The sequence below is a fragment of the Nonomuraea sp. IBHARD001 genome (genome assembly GCF_056106265.1).
On record NZ_JBWBBW010000001.1, the window covers coordinates 384,629 to 400,394 of the forward strand.

Sequence of the window (15,766 nt, forward strand, 5' to 3'; positions counted from 1 at the left end):
GGCAAGGGGTGCCCGGCCGCCGCCTCGTCAAGATTGTTTGCGCCCTTCGTCCCCACATGTTGGGAGCACAGACGAAGGGCGCAAACAATCTTGTAAGGGCGGCCGGGCACCCCTTGCCGCCCTGCTCGACGGGGGTGTCTGATGCCGGCCCCGGGACGAGAGCCACGCCGCCGTCAGGAGGGTTCGCCTGCCCCCGCCCCCGCGTTCGTTCGCACCCGCCGCGCCGCAGCGGCGCGCTGCCCGTGAGGCTCAGGGGCAGTTTCCGCGCTGCGGGTGGCGGGGCTGGGCCGCGCCCCGCCGCGGGCGCTTGCCCTCATCGCCGCCGCAGCCGCCCCGCTCGGGCGCGGCAGATGCTCCTGGCGGGCAGCCGGTGCCCGAGCGCAGCGCGGCCGCGCCCGGGCCGCGCCCGGCGCGCTGCGCCGCCTCCTCCGCAGAGGCGGCGACCTGTCGGCGGTCGCGCAGGTCGCCCAGGAACCGGGTGAGGGCGGCCCGGTTGAGGGCGTAGCCGCCTTTCCCCACCTGCACCAGGACGGAGCCCGGCAGGGGCGCGATGCTCCACCCGTCGCCGGCCACCCGCCGGTGCAGGCTTTCGGCCAGCTGGTCGGGCGACAGCCGCAGCGGCTGTTCCCACTGCGCGCACCGCATCTCGATCAGGTGCGGGGCGTGCGGCGACCACGACAGCGTCGCCTGATGCATCGCGGGCCGCCCGCGGGTTTCGCCCGCGCTCAGCATCACGGTGGCCGACACCTCATCGGGGGAGGGGTCGGGCTGCGGCCGTGGCGGCTGCCTGCGCGCTCGAGCCGCCTCGGCACGTCGTTGTGGCCTGTGCGCCGCCAGCCGGGTGGCGGCCTGCTCCTCGATGCGCTCGGCCTGCTGCTGAGCCCCCTCACCCACCTCCCCTCGCAGGTCGCCGAGGAAAGCGGCCACCGCGGGCCGCCGGATCGCAAAGCGGCTCACCGTACCTGGCCCCGAGCGCAGCGCGAACACCACCAGGCTGCGGTCGGCGCTGGGATACATCAGCAACCCTTCGGCCGCCACCTCGGTGCGGCGGTGCACCGCGGCCTCCAGCGCCTGGCCGGGCAGCCGCAGCGTCCGCCTGCCGCCTCGCACCTGCAGCCGCACCGGTGCAGGCTCGCCGCGCGGAGCCGACAACCACCCCTGGTGGGTGATCAGCCCGCCTGGCCCGCGGACGAGCACCTCCACCTCGGCGACCAGCGGGCGGGCCGGCGCAGGCCGCTGGGCGGGCAGCGCCGCGCTCAGGCCGCGGTTTCCGTCGGGGTGCTCGCGCACCGCGCGCGCCCGCCGGGGCAGCCGCCCGGCGATGATGTCCACCGTGTCCGGCTCGGGCCAGGGGCGGATGCCCGCCACCAAGATGAGCGGCCGATACAGCGGCTCCGGCCCGGCCAGGCCAGCGGAGGCGACGTTCTCGCGCCCGGGCGCGAACGCCTGCGGGGTGCTGAGGCCGGCAGAGCTCTGCCCCTCATACAGCGTGACGGGCTTTTCGCCGAACACCAGGGGGTGCACACGCCCGCGCGGGGCCTCCGGCGCCCGGACGACGGCGTAGATGATCTGGTGGGTGGGCGGCCTCCCGGCTGCGGGGCCGACGTAGCGCGGCCGCAGCCCCGTCAGGTCAAACAAGGCAGCGCCCGCACCACGGGGGGCGGCGAGGCCATCAGGCGGTGCGCGTCGCACATCGGCGTCGTCCGGGCCGCGCAGCGCCAAATCGATCAGCTGCCGGCGCACCGCGGCCTTCTCAGGCCCGGCGGGCAGGGCGATGAACTCCTGCATCGCGTGCGGGGTGAAACGCAACTCATATCCGCGCTCGGACGGCAAGCTCGCGGCCACCAACCTCTCGAACGCCTCCAGCCTCTCCCACCTCGCCGGCCTCTGCTGCCGGCGTCCGGCACCGGGCGCCGACGGCGGGGCGGCGGCGCGGCGACGCACGTCGATCACCACGGCGCCGGGCACCTCCTCAGGCCCGTCGCGCACCTCGACGGAGTAGCTCAGCATCCTGGCGGCGCGCGTGGCCCGCTGGTGGGCTTGCACGCGCATCCTCAGCGCGGCCACATGCCCGCTGATCGCCTCCTCACTCAGCCGCCCTGCCTCGACGGTGAGAATCTGCACCGCCTCCCGTCCGGTCGGCGACCGCCGCGGCGCCACGATCCGGTACAAGATCACCCCGTGCGGGTGAGGGGCGGCGCGCTGCGCGGCCAGGTGACGGGCCTGGGGTGCGGGCATGTCGGCGGGGATGAGCGCCAGCAGTTGCACACTCGCCCGCCCGGTGGGGCGCTCCAGCGGGGCACCGGGCGACCAGCGGGTGCGATCAGGGCGCTCGTTGCTGGAGCGGGCAGCAGGCCACGGCGTGGGCGCGTAGGCGTACAGCAGGTGAAAATCCTGCAGGATCCGCGCCCGAAACACGTACTGATGCAGGTGGGCGGGCCCCTGCTGGGGGGCGGTGAGCGCCTCGTGCCAGCCTTGGCGCCGCCACTGCTGCAGGTCTTTCATCCCCGCCCAGGTCAGGTCGTCAACTTCTTCGAGCACGTGCGTGTGCAGCTCGGCCGGCAACCGGCCGAGCTCGGCCTCCAGCTGCGGTGTGGCCGTGAGCAGGTTGACACCGCGATCGCCGACGGCGGCGCGCAACCATTTTTCGAACCCCTGGCGCCGCTGACCGTCGGCATCGAGGGTGACCAGCGCGAAATCGGCTTCGTTCCAGATGCCGCCGAGCTTGCTGGGGTCGCCGACGAGGCGGCCTTTGCCTTCCGGCACGGCGTAGACCAGGCTTTGGACCCGCAGCACCGCCTGGACGGCGTCGTCGGGGTGCAGCCGGGCCAGAGCGGGCTGGCTGCCGGGCTCCCAGATCACATCCCGGCGAGGTGTCCAGGTGATGCCACGGGCGGGCGGGGTGCGGCTGCGATCGCCTTCGATCAGCGGACCGCTGTCGAAGTGGCGGGCGTCGTCGTCGATGTCGCGCCTGGCCGGCCGGTTGAAGGCCTCCGGCTGCTGGTCGGCCCACCCGCGTTCGGCGTCGTGGCGCTCATCCCAGGGAGAAACCTGACGATCGTCACCCATCGAGCACCAGGCCGCTCCCGCCCGTGTCCGGCGCCGGGTCGTGGCCGCCTGCCGGCATGCCGGCCAGCGCCGACAGCTCTTCCAGGGACACCACGACTGCTTCGGCGGCCGCCGTCTGCAGCACCTGCTCGCGCAGGGCTTCGCGCAGGACCTGGGCGAGCTCACTGGAGATGACGAAGGCGTGTGCGCCTCCGGAGGTGGCGATCGGCATCGGCTCGGCCATGATCCCGGCGGCGTCGAGGTCGGTGACGTGCTCGGCCAGTTCTCCGGTCACGATCAGGGGCAGAAAACCATCCTGTGCGATCATGCATCCCGTTATAGTCGCCCTGACCATCTTTCCGACAGACTTGACAGCAATAGTCAACTCTTGCGGGCGCGCCGCGAACGGCCCGTCTGCGCTCGGGGCGTATGCGCGGAAAACTCCTCGCGCCAGCCACAGGGCCCCACCCGTGCGCTGGCAGACCAGGTGGACATCAAACGGCGAACGCTCGCCCTGCCGAGCCCACGCCCAGCTCAACACGGTGGATTCCAGCGACTCCCCACCTGCTTGGCCTCACGCGATGTGCGCACACTCCATTGCACCCGCTTACGCTCAGCCACGGCCCCAAGGGGCCCCCGAGTGTCCCGCTGGGCCGTCTGGAGCACGACGAGCCCTTCATCGCGGTTGATCATCATGAGGTCGGCCACAGCGCGGCGCTCGGCATCGGCTTGGTCGAAAAGCGCGTCGACCTCGAGCCGCCCGGTCCCGCGCGAGCTGGGTCCCTCATCGGCATTCGCTTCTTGATGTTCGCCGGCGTTCCTCCTGGCCTTAGATCGACCAAGGGTGCCAAGGGCGACGATATCGGCTGAGAACGTAGCGGCCCGCTCAGCATCGAGCCCGGATGGCCGCTGACTCATCGAGGCGGACGGCCTTGGAAGCGCGTTCTGGTGACCTCGGCCATCACTGGTGCTGACCCGCACGCGCGTGCGGTGCTCGTGACCAGCACGGCCACCTCAACCAGCGGAGCCCCCGGCTTGGAGATCCGAGGGCGACGCGCCTACCTGTGATTCCGCCGCGTCCTATGAATCTTGCTGCTGGAGCTTCGCGCCGACGTCGGCGAGGATCTCCGCGACGAGGTCAAGGTTGTCGGCGTAAGGAGCCAGCATCTGCTGGGCGCTCGGCTGAGCCATGTTGGCGATGTACGGTGCCGGCGCGTTGTCCTCGCGGGCCTTGGCGACGTACAACGACACCCGCCTGAAGCATTCGGCCAGGTCATGGGCCTCATCGTTCATCTTCACAGGATCGCCCCCCACGAGGCGCAGCGGGCCTGAAACAGCCCAAACGCGACTCGATCTTCCATTGCCCAGCACGACCTCTTGGAGATCACGTCATCATGTCGCATCCGTCTACTTCCGCCTCCGCCGTCGCCACTCACGAACACCGGCAGCACCAGTCGATCGGCCAGCGCGGCTTCGTCCAGAGCGCACCGGGCTGGCCGGCCAACTCCACTCTTCTACCGGCGAGCCTGCCGACGATGATGATGGTGCTGCTGGCACTGCCCGCTGGAAAGACCGTGTCTCAGCTGGAGATCTTTCTCAAGGCGGACAGCGCGATGACCGGCCTGCTCAGGGTCGCGCTCTACGACGCTTCCACCCGGCTGCCCCTCGGGGCGAGTCTGGGTGTGGGGTTGGGATCTTCGGTGGATACCTGGGTTCAGGTGCCTTTCACCGCACAGATCAATGCCGACCCCGAGGACCGCATGGTGTGGGCTGCGGTCGACTTCTCCGAGGTGTCAGGCGTCGCCCTGCCTACGGTGAAGCCCCAAGCGGGACCGTACATCCTGGCCGGGAACGTCTACAGCACGGCCACGCGCACCGTACTGCTGGCCATCCTGGCCTTCGAGGAGTGGGAGAGCGATGCTCACATCCCGATCGTCGCGCTCGGCTGACAGCACGTCTTCTGCCTGAGCTTCACCTCTAGCCCCAGCGGCTGCATGCCGCCGGGTCGTCCTCAGCGCCGGACCCGCACACTCTGGCGAGCAGTTGATGCGAGGCCGGGACGCGACACAGCGTAGTCGCGAGACTGTTGATCGAGGAGGTTATGGCGCTTCTGTAGGCTGATGTCGCATCTTGCGGACGGTGATGCCTTCCTGGCTCGTAACGCACTGTCACTCTTGCGTATTTTGTGACGCTTAAACTTAAGTGTGACAAAATAATCTGTCGATAGATCTTTCGTGCGCGACAATAAGCGTTCAGGACGAGAGTGATGCCGATATTATTAGATTCGCGATCCGCATAATTATTCCACCGGAATAATCGTGGCGTTGACGACGGCGTAGGAGAGTGTCTGGGAGTGTCGGAGAGTGTAGCGGGCGCAGCTCCATGCAGACTCTTACAGTCTCTTGCAGACTCTTGCGAAGGCTCAGCAATGTGCGTCAATGCTGAGTACTGTAGAACAACGAGAGTAGGGCCCTGGACGGCGCAAGCCGCCCAAGGCCCTACTTGAGGTGAGGTCAGCAGGCCATTGGGAGTGGCCTGCTACCTCACCGTATCGACGTACCAGGACAAGATGATGAGCAGCAGTTGCAACTGCAGCAGCATGCTTTCCCTGTCAGGTCCGCCTTGTCGGCCTCCGCCGTAGTGATCACGCAAGGTGACCTCTCCTCCTTCCTGGGCCAACTTGCCGTAGGCAGGCCGGGGCCCAGCCGGTCAGCCCCATGGTTGGTGACCGACTTGCCGGAGGACGGTGAAACGCCGAGCAAGAACACGGTAGCAACTTGGCGAGCACCTTTTCCGCGAAACCCACTTCCCTCTAGACGCTTGCGGCTGCATTTCCCGTCTGGTAATTGTCATGTTATCGTTTTGTGATCTTTCCGATTTACCTGAACTTGTTCGCGAGGCCGGGGGCATGTAGGCGAAATCCGACACTGGGGCCGAAAAATGCTAGCTAAATCGCTTCCCTGAGTGGCGCACTCGTAACGCTGAGTATCATCAACACCGTGTTGACGGAATGCTTGTGTGATACAGATCACAGCAGGGGGGTCGGATTGCTGAACCTCCGCCTGATCGTCTACTCCCCGAACGGGGGCAAGCTCGCCACACTGGCCCACCCGTTGACCGTCGAAGTCGGCTGGCCGCTCAACGACGTGCCCTCGCTCAAGCTGACCTACTCCTCCCACGCACCCGGTGCCGAGCTCATGGAGCAACCGGTCGAGGTCGCCGTCGAATGGTCGGCTGACGGGCACACCTGGACCGAAGCCCCGGACTCCCGCTTCCTGCGCATCCGCCGCCGCGGCGACGACACCGCGTTGGCCGGGGGCAGGGCGTATGAGCTGCCGGGGTATGGGTGGATGCTGCGCAAGCTGGTGCTGCAGCCGGGCACGGCCGAGCTGGTGGAGGGCAAGCGGGCGTTCCTGTCGGCGACGCCCGGCGCGATCTTGGCCACCTTCCTGTCCGAAGGGCAGGCGCGGGGCATCCTGCCCGGCCTGGCCTGGGACTTCACCCCCACGCACGACAGTCAGGGCCAGCCGTGGGCGAAGATCCTCACGATCTACTACCAGCCCGGCGTCGACGCGCTCACCGCGCTGATCAACCTGGCCGAGCAGGGCGTGTGCGACTTCCATACGGCCGGGCGCACGCTGCGCGTGTTCAACCCCGGCACCGTGCTGGAGCGTGACCTGGCCGCCGGTCCCGCCCCGGTGGATCTGCGCTACGGCCGTGACATCGTCGAGGCCCCCGACGACGGCACGCTGGAGGACGCGGCAGGGTCTGTCCTCGTCGTCGGCGACAACGGGCTGCGCCAGACGTTCACCAACCCCGGCGCGGTGCAGCCGTGGGGAGGGTGGGAGCTCTACATCGGCCAGGGCGGCGTGTCCGACCCCGGTACGGCGGCGCTCCTGGCCGAAGCCGCCCTCGAGCGCGCGGGCCGTGAACGGGTGCAGCGGCTGCGCGGTATCACCACGACCGGCGCCCGCTGGCTGCCGTGGGCGCACTACCGGCCCGGTGACCGCGTCCTTGCGCCCGGCACGGGCGGGACGCTGGAGAGCCTGCGGGTACGGCAGATCACCTTGTCGCGTAACCAGGGCGGGGTGCTCGGCGGGGTCTTGGTGCTCAACGACCGGTTCCTGGAGAGGGACCTGCGGCTGGCCCGCCGTACGGCAGGGATCGTCGGCGGGTCCACCGCAGACGGCGGCTCCGGCGCGAGGCCCGCACCCGAAGGACCAGCGCCGCGCACCCCGGCGGCTCCTGAAGGGCTCATCGCCGACCCGGTCGCCTACCTGGACGAGCACGGGTTCGCGCGTGGTCAGGTCACCGCCACCTGGGGGGCGGTCACCGCCGACACCGGCGGGGTGGCGCTGACGGTGGGCGGCTACGAGCTGTTCGGCCGCGTCAACGAGATCGGCGCACCGTGGTTCCTGGTGGCCACCACCCAGGCGGGCGACACCTCGGTCACCTACAGTCCGCTGCCGGTCGGCCGCGAGCACGAGTTCAAGGTGCGGGCGGTCAACCTCGGCGCGCGTGGCCCGTTCTCCGGTGCGGTCGCGGTGACCGTCCCGGACGACGCCGTCGCACCCCCCGTGCCGACCGTGCCGGTGCTGGCCACCCGGCTCGGCGTCGTGCACGTCACGTGGGACGGCCTCGGGGCCGGGGCGACGGCCATGCCTTCGGATCTTCCACCTTCTCACCCAGGTCAAAAGCGCACTGGAGACGCACCGTGGCCTGCCGGGCGTGGCCGAGTTCCGGACCGCCCTCGCCGACCTGGCGGCAGGCTGATGGCCAGCCCGCATGAGCGGTGGGCGATGCGCCGCGCAATCGCCCTGTCCGGGCAAGGACTGGGCGCCACCAGCCCGAACCCGCCTGTCGGGTGCGTCATCCTGGACGCCGACGGCCGGGTGGCGGGGGAGGGGTATCACTCCCGTAAGGGTCAGGCCCACGCTGAAGGCAACGCCCTGGCCGCCGCCGGAGCGGCCGCCCGAGGCGGCACCGCCGTGGTGACGCTGGAGCCGTGCAACCACGTTGGCCGCACCCCCGCCTGCCGCCAACTGCTCCTTCAGGCCGGGATCGCCCGCGTGGTCATCGCGGTGATCGACCCCACCTCCCGAGGTCTGGGAGGGGTGCATGAGCTGCGCGCCGCCGGCGTCAGCGTAGAGACGGGCGTCTTGGCCGAAGAGGCGCACCTGGTACTGGGGGCGTGGCAGACAGCGCTGCACACCACCCGCCCGGTACTCACCTGGGCCTGCGCACCAGAGCAGGACGGGACAAACAGAGCACTGATGCAGATCATCGCTGCCAGCGACCTTGCCTGGCAGGTCGACGCGATCCTCGACCGGCACGGTTCCGTGCGCGAGGCGATTCACGAACGACACGGAGCCGGCGAGATGGACCTGGCCACAGCGGGGGACACGCACAACCCCGAGGAACTGGTCAGCAGGCTGCACAACGGCGGCGTGCGGCATCTGCTCCTGGCCTGTGGCACTGACCTGGCCACACCGTTCCTGACGGCCGGACTCATCGACCACATCGAGACCTTTCTCCCCGTGCAGGAACCCGGCTCTGGTACCCACGCCGCCGGGCTGGACCTTCCTGAGGGATTCCACCTCACACGCGTGCGCCGCAGCGCCCGTCATGTGCAGGTCAGTGCGACCCGCCGAGCACCGGCATGACCACCATGGGACTCACCACCCAGGGCGTGCGCAGACGGCATGTTGCCCGGGTGTTCGTCGCCGAGGTCACTCGGCGGGCGGGGGGTGGGCCGGTTGCGGACGGGGGACCTGCGGGCTCTTCCGCTGGACAGCGTGATCGGGCCCGCGCAGGCGCAGCCGCTCCGGTCGGCGGCGTGGGCGGCCTGGCCTCCACCCCGGAGCGTGCCACCGCCTGGTGCCGCCCGGGATGGGCGTTGGCGTGCGCGCCCACGTCGCCCCGGTGTGGGCGGTGCCGCTGAGAGTGCTGGTCGGGGTAGTGGCTGGCTGCCCGAGTAGGGCCTGCACCCAGCACGGCCACCTGGCGGGCTGTGCTGACCTGGGCCTTCAAGCCATCGCCTAACAGCGCGTCTACGCCGCACTGACTCTGGTGACCGCTACGCCTGGCGCCTGGGACCTCTCTCCCCCTGGGCAGCGCTCCTTCGCTGCCCTCTGGCTGCGGCGATGCCGCCGTACGCGCACTAGGTCGGGCCAGAGCGCCGGGTCGATGTGGGTGAGCAGGTTGGGGGCGGGTCCGCCGAGGCGGAGCGTGGTGTGCTGACAGAGCTACTCACCCATGATCAGATTCCCTTTTCGGTTCAAGTGGCGGAGAGGGCTTTCAGGGCTAGGGCGCGTAGCGGCGCGAGGCGGGTGCGCGCGGCGGTGCCGTGGTAGACGGCGTTGGTGCAGATCACCAGGTAGCGGCCGGTGTGCGGGGCGAGGTAGAGGCTGGTGCCGGTCCAGCCGTGGTGGTAGGCGATGCGGCCGTCGTCGGCGAGGATCCAGGCCAGGCCGCGCTGCAGGCCCGGCTCGATGGTCGCCTGGCCGACCAGGCTGGCGTGCAGCCAATCGCTCAGTTCGCCCTGGTCGCTGGTGTGCGCGGTGACGAGGTGATCGGCGTAGCAGGCCAGATCAGCGGGAGTGGAGAAGACGCCAGCGTGGCCAGCGATGCCGCCGAGCAAGGCAGCGTTGTCGTCGTGGACGCTGCCCCAGATGCGGGGTGCACCGGGGATGCGCTGCTCGGTGGGGGCGACGTCGTCGCCGCGGGCGACGGGGCCGTAGAAGGTGGAGATCATGCCGAGGCGGTCCCACAGATCGCTGGCAAGCTCGTGGAGCGGCTGCCCACTCACGTACGCCAGGGCCAGGCCGAGCAGGATGTAGCCGCGGTTGATGTAGCGGTGGGTGCCGGGGGTATCCTCCAGCGCCTCGCGGCACAGCAGCTCGTGCAGGGGCGCCGCGGCGCCGCGGTAGTGGTCCAGCCGGGTGGCCGCGCGCAGGCCCGAGGTGTGGGTGAGAAGTTGGCGAATGGACGCCTGCCCGCTGGGCGCCTCGCCGACGAGGGAGGGCAGGAAGTCGCGGATGGGGGCGTCGAGTTCCAGCTTGCCGTCGTCGAGGAGCTGGCCGATCAACGGCCAGGTTGCCACCACTTTGGTCAGCGAGGCGATGTCGTACAGGGTGCGCTCGTGGGCGGGCGGCGCGCCGGGCTCCGTGCCGAGGCTGCCAGCGGCGATGGTGGTTCGTTCGCCGCCGCGAGTGCCGAAGACGATGACACCGCCGGGGGTGACGTGTTCGTCGATGGCGTGGCGGAGGGCTTCGGTCAGACGGGTGGTGTCGTCGAGCGTGAAGTTTTCGGGCATCAGGCTGTCTCCGCATCGTCGATGGTGATGTCGGCTCCCAGGGTGGCGAGTTTGGCCGGCAGATGACTGTAGCCGCGCCGCAGGTGGTACATCCCGGCGATGGTCGAGGTGCCGCGGGCGGCTAGGGCGGCGATCAGCAGCGCGGTGACCGCGCGGATATCGCCTGCCTGCGCCGTGGTAGCGCGTAGCGCGGCGGGTCCGCATACGTGCACGGTGGTGCCGGTGACGTGCATGTCGGCGCCGAAGCTGCAGAGTCCAGCTACGTGGGTGTCACGCCGGGGGTAGATGCGCTCGTCAACCGTAGAGGCGCCGCGGGCCTGGGTGAGTAGGGCGGCCAGTTGCGGAGCGGTGTCGGTGGGCAGACCCGGATACGGCCCGGTTGCCGCCCGCACTGCCCTCAGCTCGCCGCGCACGCCGGCCACCAGGCCGCCAGCCTCGTCGGCCAAGTGGATCCCTGCCGCGTCGAGGACCTGGCGTAGTCCCTCAGGCAGGGAACTGGTGCGGATGCCGTCCAGGCGAATCCGGCCGCCGGTCGCGGCGGCGGCCATGATGAGGGTGGCGGCCTCGATCCGGTCGGCGGCTACGGTGAACGTGCCGCCGCCGATCCGGTCGCTGCCGCTCACGTGCAGCCCCTGGTGGTCGAAGCCAACGGTGACACCGCGCTCGGACAGGAAGCAGGCAGTCTCGGTGACCTCCGGCTCAATCGACGGGCTGGTGATGAGCGAGGGGCCGTCGGCGCGGGCGGCCAGCAGCATCGCGCTCACGGTAGCCCCCAGGCTGGGCCCGTACGGAGTGGCCACGTCCACGGTGAACGAATGCACTCTGCCGCGGGCGCAGGCCGCGCGAATGAGACCCCCCTCATGGCTGATGTCAGCTCCGGCGGCGCCCATCGCGGCCAGGTGCCGGTCGATGCGGCGCCAGCAAAAGGCATCACCGCCCGGCGGGGGAAAGCTCACCTGTCCAGCGCGGGCCAGCACGGCGGCGGCCAACACCGTGGTGGTACGGACCCGGCTACCCAGGCGGGCGTCGATCACCGGGACCAAAGCGCCAGCGGGCGGATTGATCATCAGGTTGCCGCCCCGCCTGCGGGCTGGCGTGCCGGTCGCGGTGAGGATGCGTGCGCACACCCCGGTGTCCAGGATGTCCGGTGCGTTGGTCAGGACAAGCGGGTCGTCGGCCAGCAGCGCGGCTGCGTACAGGTGCAGCGCGATGTTCTTGCTGCCCTGTACCGGTACACGGCCGGCCAGTGGGACGCCTCCGGTGACCTTCAGCGTGGCGTCCGGGCTCACCATGAGGGGAGAGTTGGTGGGCGGGTTCCTGGTCATAGCGCTCACCGCACCCGTGAGCCGCTGGCCAGGAACCCGCCCACATGGTCACGGGGGTATATGACGGTGCCGGGGCCGATCAGCGTGCCCGGCGACAGCACGGTGCCAGCGGGCAGCGCGACGCCGTCGCCGATCACGGCGCCGAACTTGGTCTGCCTGGTGCCGATCCGCGTGCTGTCCAGGGTGACGGTGATCTCCTGCTCGGCAGGTTCGACCACGGGGCCGCGATCACAGCGCAATGCGGTGGTGGAACAGAACGCGCCGATGTTGACACGCCAGCCGATAACCGAGTCGCCGACGAAGCACGGGTGCTTGGCCAGCACGTCCGCGACCAGGAGGCTGCGGCAGACCTCGGCACCGAAGCCGACGTGACAGCCGGGACCGATCACGCTGTGATCACGCACCAGCGCGCCGGACGCCACCACGGCACCCGCACAGATCAGGACTGGGCCGACGAGGCGGGCGCCAGCCTCGATACGGGCCCCGGCCTGGACGATGACCAGCCCGTCCAGCAGCGCACCGTCAGCAACGGCACCGTCAGAGGGAACGCTGTCGCAGGTGAGCGCGGGGGCATCAGGCGCCTCCAGGTCGGCGCTCATGGCGGGCTTGATGTCGAACACGGTGGGGCAGCGAGCCAGCAGGCGCGCGACGTACGGGTTGGCCACAGAGGTGGCATCGACGTAGTAGGCGGGGGCGAGCCGAGGGTCGGCGATGGTGGTGCGGCCACCGGTCTGCAGGTGGCGGCGGGCGGTGATGGCGGTCACGGGGGCTCTCCTTTGATGCTATGTGGCGTCGGTGACCACGGGAAGCTGAAGCCTGTCTCCCTCCAGCAAGCCGCTTCCGCCCTGTCCCGGCGAGAGCCGTTTGCGCGGTATGCCAGCGGTTTGCGGGTCATGCAAAGCCGTCTGGCCGGAACGTGGTGTGACAGTTACGGTGAGGAGTGAGCCTCGTGTCTCCAGCCTTGGAGCAGCCAGCAGATGACTGCACCATCGACGTACCCGCCCACCAGCACCGCCGGTCGGGGTCATGGCGCGATCGTCCGCAAAGCCCGCCATGCCGCCGGGCTCACCCTGGCGCAGCTCGGATCGCGCACGGGCTACTCGGCCTCGCAGGTCTCCCGCTATGAGCGCGGCCTGGCCCCTCTCACCGACCTGCTGGTGCTGCGCCGCTTCGCCGGGGCCTTGAACATCGCCCCACAGACCTTCGGCCTCGCGCCTGAAGCCGCCGCCGACCACCACGCACGGATCCCATTGGCAACCGCCCTGCCCGCTGCCGCCACAGCCGATAACGTGGCCAGCAGGCAAGCAGGGAAGGATGATCCGGTGCGGCGACGGCAGCTTCTGACCAACCTGGCTCTCACCGCAGCAGCTGGTTCCCCGCTGCTGCGCTCGGACGATCCGGTCAGCGAGACCGACGCAGGCATCCTGCTGATCACGCGTGTGCGCGACGCCATGCTAGGGCTCGGACCGACCCCGGCCGACGTTCCCGCTGGGCAGCTCCGCGCGGCGCTGGCCGCGGCGCATGCCGACTTCCACAACTGCCATTATGTGCGCCTGGCCGAACGGCTGCCGCTGCTAGTGGCCACCGCGCACGCCGTCGGCGACGCGACGACCGATGGGGCCGCCCTCCTGGCGGAGATCTACATCTTGATCACGCGCTTGCTCGTCAAGATGGACGACCAGCAGCTCGGCTGGATGGCCGCCGACCGTGCCCGGCTCCTGGCTGCAGGTGCCGAAAGGCCGCTGCTGGCCGCCGAGGCCGCCCGTCAGCTCGCCGTCCTGGCCCGCAAAGCCCGCTGGTATGACCAGGCCATAACCATCGCACTGAGCGCCGCCCAACATCCCGCCCTCCTCGACGGGTCCGACGCCCGATGCACAGCCCAGCGCGGATTGCTGATCCAATCCGCCGCCTACACCGCCGCCCACCGCAGCGACCGGACCGGCATGCGCGAACTCACTGACGAGGCCGCAGCCATCGCGGCCCGTCTGAGCGCAGGTCCACTGCTGCTGCGAGACCATGGCGGCGGCCTCACCCCCGCCACCGTCCAACTGCACCGCATCTCCGCCGAGTACACCGCCGGGGACGTCGGCGCCGCCCTCATCGCCGCCCGGAAGCTGCGCCCGGCCAGTCTGCCCACCACCGAACGCCGGGCCCGCTACTTCACCGACCTGGCCCGCGCCCACGGACTGGGCGGCGGCCGCGACCAATGCCTGGCCGCGCTGCTGGCCGCCGAGCGCCAGGCACCACAGGAGACGCACACCCGCCCCGCCGTGCGTGACCTAGTCCAGTCACTGCTGATCTCCGGCCGGACCAGCCCCGAACTGCGTGGCCTGGCTCTACGCTGCGGCATCTCCTGACGTTCGCTGCCGAAGTCCTATCCGAGCGGGGCAGGGCCCACCACGGAAATACCGTGCTCATCCGCCCACGAACGCATCGCCTCACGGTAGGAGTCCCACTCCGCCAGAGACACTGCCCCGTCCGGCTGCACCTGCCGGATCTGCGCCATCCCGAAGGTCTGCATCAGCTTGTTGCCCAACTCCGCGAGCGCCGCGATGAGCGGCTGCCCCTCACTGTCGAGATCGTCAAGAAAGGCGACACTCTGCCCGACCGCCCCTCGGGCGGCCTGGCCCGCACGCCTCCCGCCACCGCTGGTCGGCCTGCCCGTGACACGGGCAGCGGCGCAGTGGAACGGCTCGGTATGAGCGGCCAGCGCCTCGGCCATCGCCGGATCGGTTGGATTGAAGGCTCGAACATCTGCCAGCAGGGAAGCTCTCAGCACCGCCGTCCCGGACGCGCCAGCCCGCTCCGTCGCGTGCCGTGCCAGGAAGTGCAATGCCCACTGCAGCACTGCATCATCCCGGAGTCTTTCACCGCGATCGTCCGTTCATCGCGGCCGATGCAGTCCAGCGGGAACACCATGCTCCCGCTCCGTCGGTGTGCAGCTCGGCCCAGACGTCGTTGTTGTTCACCCGGCCCCGCGCGTAGAAGCGGCCGCTGGCGACCCCCGGCCGGGCGAAGAACGGCCCACCCCAGCCGAGCAGGAGCGACTCCTGCTCCAACTCCTGGCGGAAGCGGGAGAACTCCGCCGTCGTGATGGCCAGGTCACCGGCTACCTCCGGCACCAGCGACACTGCCAGGACCGGGCCAGGCCGGGCGGAGGTTCGCAGTGCCTCGACCACGCGCTGCAGTATCTGCGACTCGACTTGGTCGACGCGGGCGCTGGTGCCCAGCGCCCTCAGGTAGCGGTCGCGGTAGGCGGTCGCTACCTTCGCCTCTTTCATCCACACCTTCCGTGACCCGTACCGCTGCGGAACCCACTGGACGCCGTCCTGAGCCGGGTCGTACACCAGGTGCGGCTTGTTCACGCTCTCGGCGACCGCCAGGAGGAAGATGCCTTTACGTGGGGTGTCCACGCTGACAGGGTCTTCGGGAAGCCAGCCGATGTCGTAGACCGGCAGCGGATCGAGACGGGCGGCGATGGCGGTGCGGACTTCCCGCTCGAACTGGTCGGTGAGGTCGACTCCTGGGATCGCCGACGGCAGCCCTTGGTGTCGGCGACGCCGACGACCAGCAAGCCTTCGCGGTGGTTGGCGAAGGTGGCGACGCCGATCGCAACGTCATGAGACTTGATCTTGCCGGCCCGGGGCAGCAGAGAGAAGGATCACGTCCACAGCGGTGGTGCATGAGCCGTTGTTCGCGTGATCCTGATCTTTCAGGTAGGCGGTGAGTCTCCGCAGGAGCGTTCTGGGAGAATGTTTCGCCTGGATCATTCGCATGCGGGCCTTGGCAGCCACGTCCAGGTCCAGGTAGCGATGGACCTTGGTTCTTTCGTCGGGCTGTTCGGCCACTGCTGCGCCGATGGACCTGACGATGGTGGCGCGGTCGGGGACGATGCCCGCCACGTCGGTGCAGTGGCGGATTTCTTTGCTTGGCCGCTCCCACGGGGTCGTTGGATCAGATCTGCATCGAGACCTCTATGTGGAGCGGCGAAGGCCAGGAGACTTTCACGGACGGATCGCCAGAGCATGGTGACGCTCGAACCGGTTGATGCCGCCTTCCACGGCTGAGCAGGCTCGGT

12 protein-coding genes are annotated in these 15,766 nt (G+C 69.8%); 3 read left to right on the forward strand and 9 right to left on the reverse strand.

The features are described from left to right. Nucleotides 1-249 precede the first annotated feature (249 nt). The 3 genes from ACTWNK_RS01600 to ACTWNK_RS01610 form a co-directional block, all read right to left on the reverse strand. The gene (locus ACTWNK_RS01600; RefSeq protein ID WP_474301679.1) at nucleotides 250-3,069 is read right to left on the reverse strand and encodes a hypothetical protein; all 2,820 of its coding nucleotides are present in this window, start codon (nucleotides 3,067-3,069) and stop codon (nucleotides 250-252) included. Further along, nucleotides 3,062-3,376: a hypothetical protein gene (locus ACTWNK_RS01605; RefSeq protein ID WP_474301680.1), complete on the reverse strand. Its 315-nt coding sequence runs from the start codon at nucleotides 3,374-3,376 to the stop codon at nucleotides 3,062-3,064. The genes ACTWNK_RS01600 and ACTWNK_RS01605 overlap by 8 nt, the downstream gene beginning before the upstream one ends. A 752-nt stretch (nucleotides 3,377-4,128) precedes the next feature. Then, a complete protein-coding gene (locus ACTWNK_RS01610; RefSeq protein WP_474301681.1) occupies nucleotides 4,129-4,341 on the reverse strand; it encodes a hypothetical protein in 213 nt (70 codons plus the stop codon). A 101-nt stretch (nucleotides 4,342-4,442) separates the two neighbouring features. Here ACTWNK_RS01610 and ACTWNK_RS01615 point away from each other — a divergent pair, with 101 nt between their 5' ends. Together ACTWNK_RS01615 and ribD are read left to right on the forward strand one after the other, a co-directional pair. After that, the gene (locus tag ACTWNK_RS01615) at nucleotides 4,443-4,997 is read left to right on the forward strand and encodes a hypothetical protein (protein WP_474301682.1); all 555 of its coding nucleotides are present in this window, start codon (nucleotides 4,443-4,445) and stop codon (nucleotides 4,995-4,997) included. Between the two features lie 1,098 nt (nucleotides 4,998-6,095). Continuing rightward, nucleotides 6,096-8,711 carry a bifunctional diaminohydroxyphosphoribosylaminopyrimidine deaminase/5-amino-6-(5-phosphoribosylamino)uracil reductase RibD gene (gene ribD, locus ACTWNK_RS01620; protein WP_474301683.1) on the forward strand — a complete coding sequence of 872 codons (2,616 nt, stop codon included), beginning with the start codon at nucleotides 6,096-6,098 and terminating at the stop codon, nucleotides 8,709-8,711. 614 nt (nucleotides 8,712-9,325) lie between these two features. Here the strand turns inward: ribD and ACTWNK_RS01625 are convergent. Genes ACTWNK_RS01625 through ACTWNK_RS01635 form a run of 3 tightly spaced genes read right to left on the reverse strand, consistent with a single transcriptional unit; the run spans nucleotide 9,326 to nucleotide 12,452 of the window. Next, nucleotides 9,326-10,363: a serine hydrolase domain-containing protein gene (locus ACTWNK_RS01625; protein ID WP_474301684.1), complete on the reverse strand. Its 1,038-nt coding sequence runs from the start codon at nucleotides 10,361-10,363 to the stop codon at nucleotides 9,326-9,328. Further along, nucleotides 10,363-11,655, reverse strand: coding sequence for a UDP-N-acetylglucosamine 1-carboxyvinyltransferase (locus tag ACTWNK_RS01630; protein ID WP_474301685.1), 1,293 nt, complete (start codon nucleotides 11,653-11,655; stop codon nucleotides 10,363-10,365). Before ACTWNK_RS01630 ends, ACTWNK_RS01625 begins: the two co-directional genes overlap by 1 nt. Before the next feature lie 38 nt (nucleotides 11,656-11,693). Beyond that, nucleotides 11,694-12,452: an LbetaH domain-containing protein gene (locus ACTWNK_RS01635; RefSeq protein WP_474301686.1), complete on the reverse strand. Its 759-nt coding sequence runs from the start codon at nucleotides 12,450-12,452 to the stop codon at nucleotides 11,694-11,696. Nucleotides 12,453-12,665: 213 nt separating this feature from the next. Here ACTWNK_RS01635 and ACTWNK_RS01640 point away from each other — a divergent pair, with 213 nt between their 5' ends. Further along, on the forward strand, nucleotides 12,666-14,045 hold the full coding sequence (locus tag ACTWNK_RS01640; RefSeq protein WP_474301687.1) for a helix-turn-helix domain-containing protein: 1,380 nt from the start codon (nucleotides 12,666-12,668) through the stop codon (nucleotides 14,043-14,045). A gap of 17 nt (nucleotides 14,046-14,062) precedes the next feature. Here the strand turns inward: ACTWNK_RS01640 and ACTWNK_RS01645 are convergent, their stop codons facing one another. The 3 genes from ACTWNK_RS01645 to ACTWNK_RS01655 form a co-directional block, all read right to left on the reverse strand. Further along, complete coding sequence (locus ACTWNK_RS01645; RefSeq protein ID WP_474301688.1) at nucleotides 14,063-14,536, reverse strand: hypothetical protein; 474 nt, start codon at nucleotides 14,534-14,536, stop codon at nucleotides 14,063-14,065. A 19-nt stretch (nucleotides 14,537-14,555) separates the two neighbouring features. Next, nucleotides 14,556-15,101 carry a hypothetical protein gene (locus tag ACTWNK_RS01650; protein WP_474301689.1) on the reverse strand — a complete coding sequence of 182 codons (546 nt, stop codon included), beginning with the start codon at nucleotides 15,099-15,101 and terminating at the stop codon, nucleotides 14,556-14,558. Nucleotides 15,102-15,305: 204 nt separating this feature from the next. Then, a complete protein-coding gene (locus tag ACTWNK_RS01655) occupies nucleotides 15,306-15,590 on the reverse strand; it encodes a hypothetical protein (protein WP_474301690.1) in 285 nt (94 codons plus the stop codon). Between the last annotated feature and the right edge of the window lie 176 nt (nucleotides 15,591-15,766).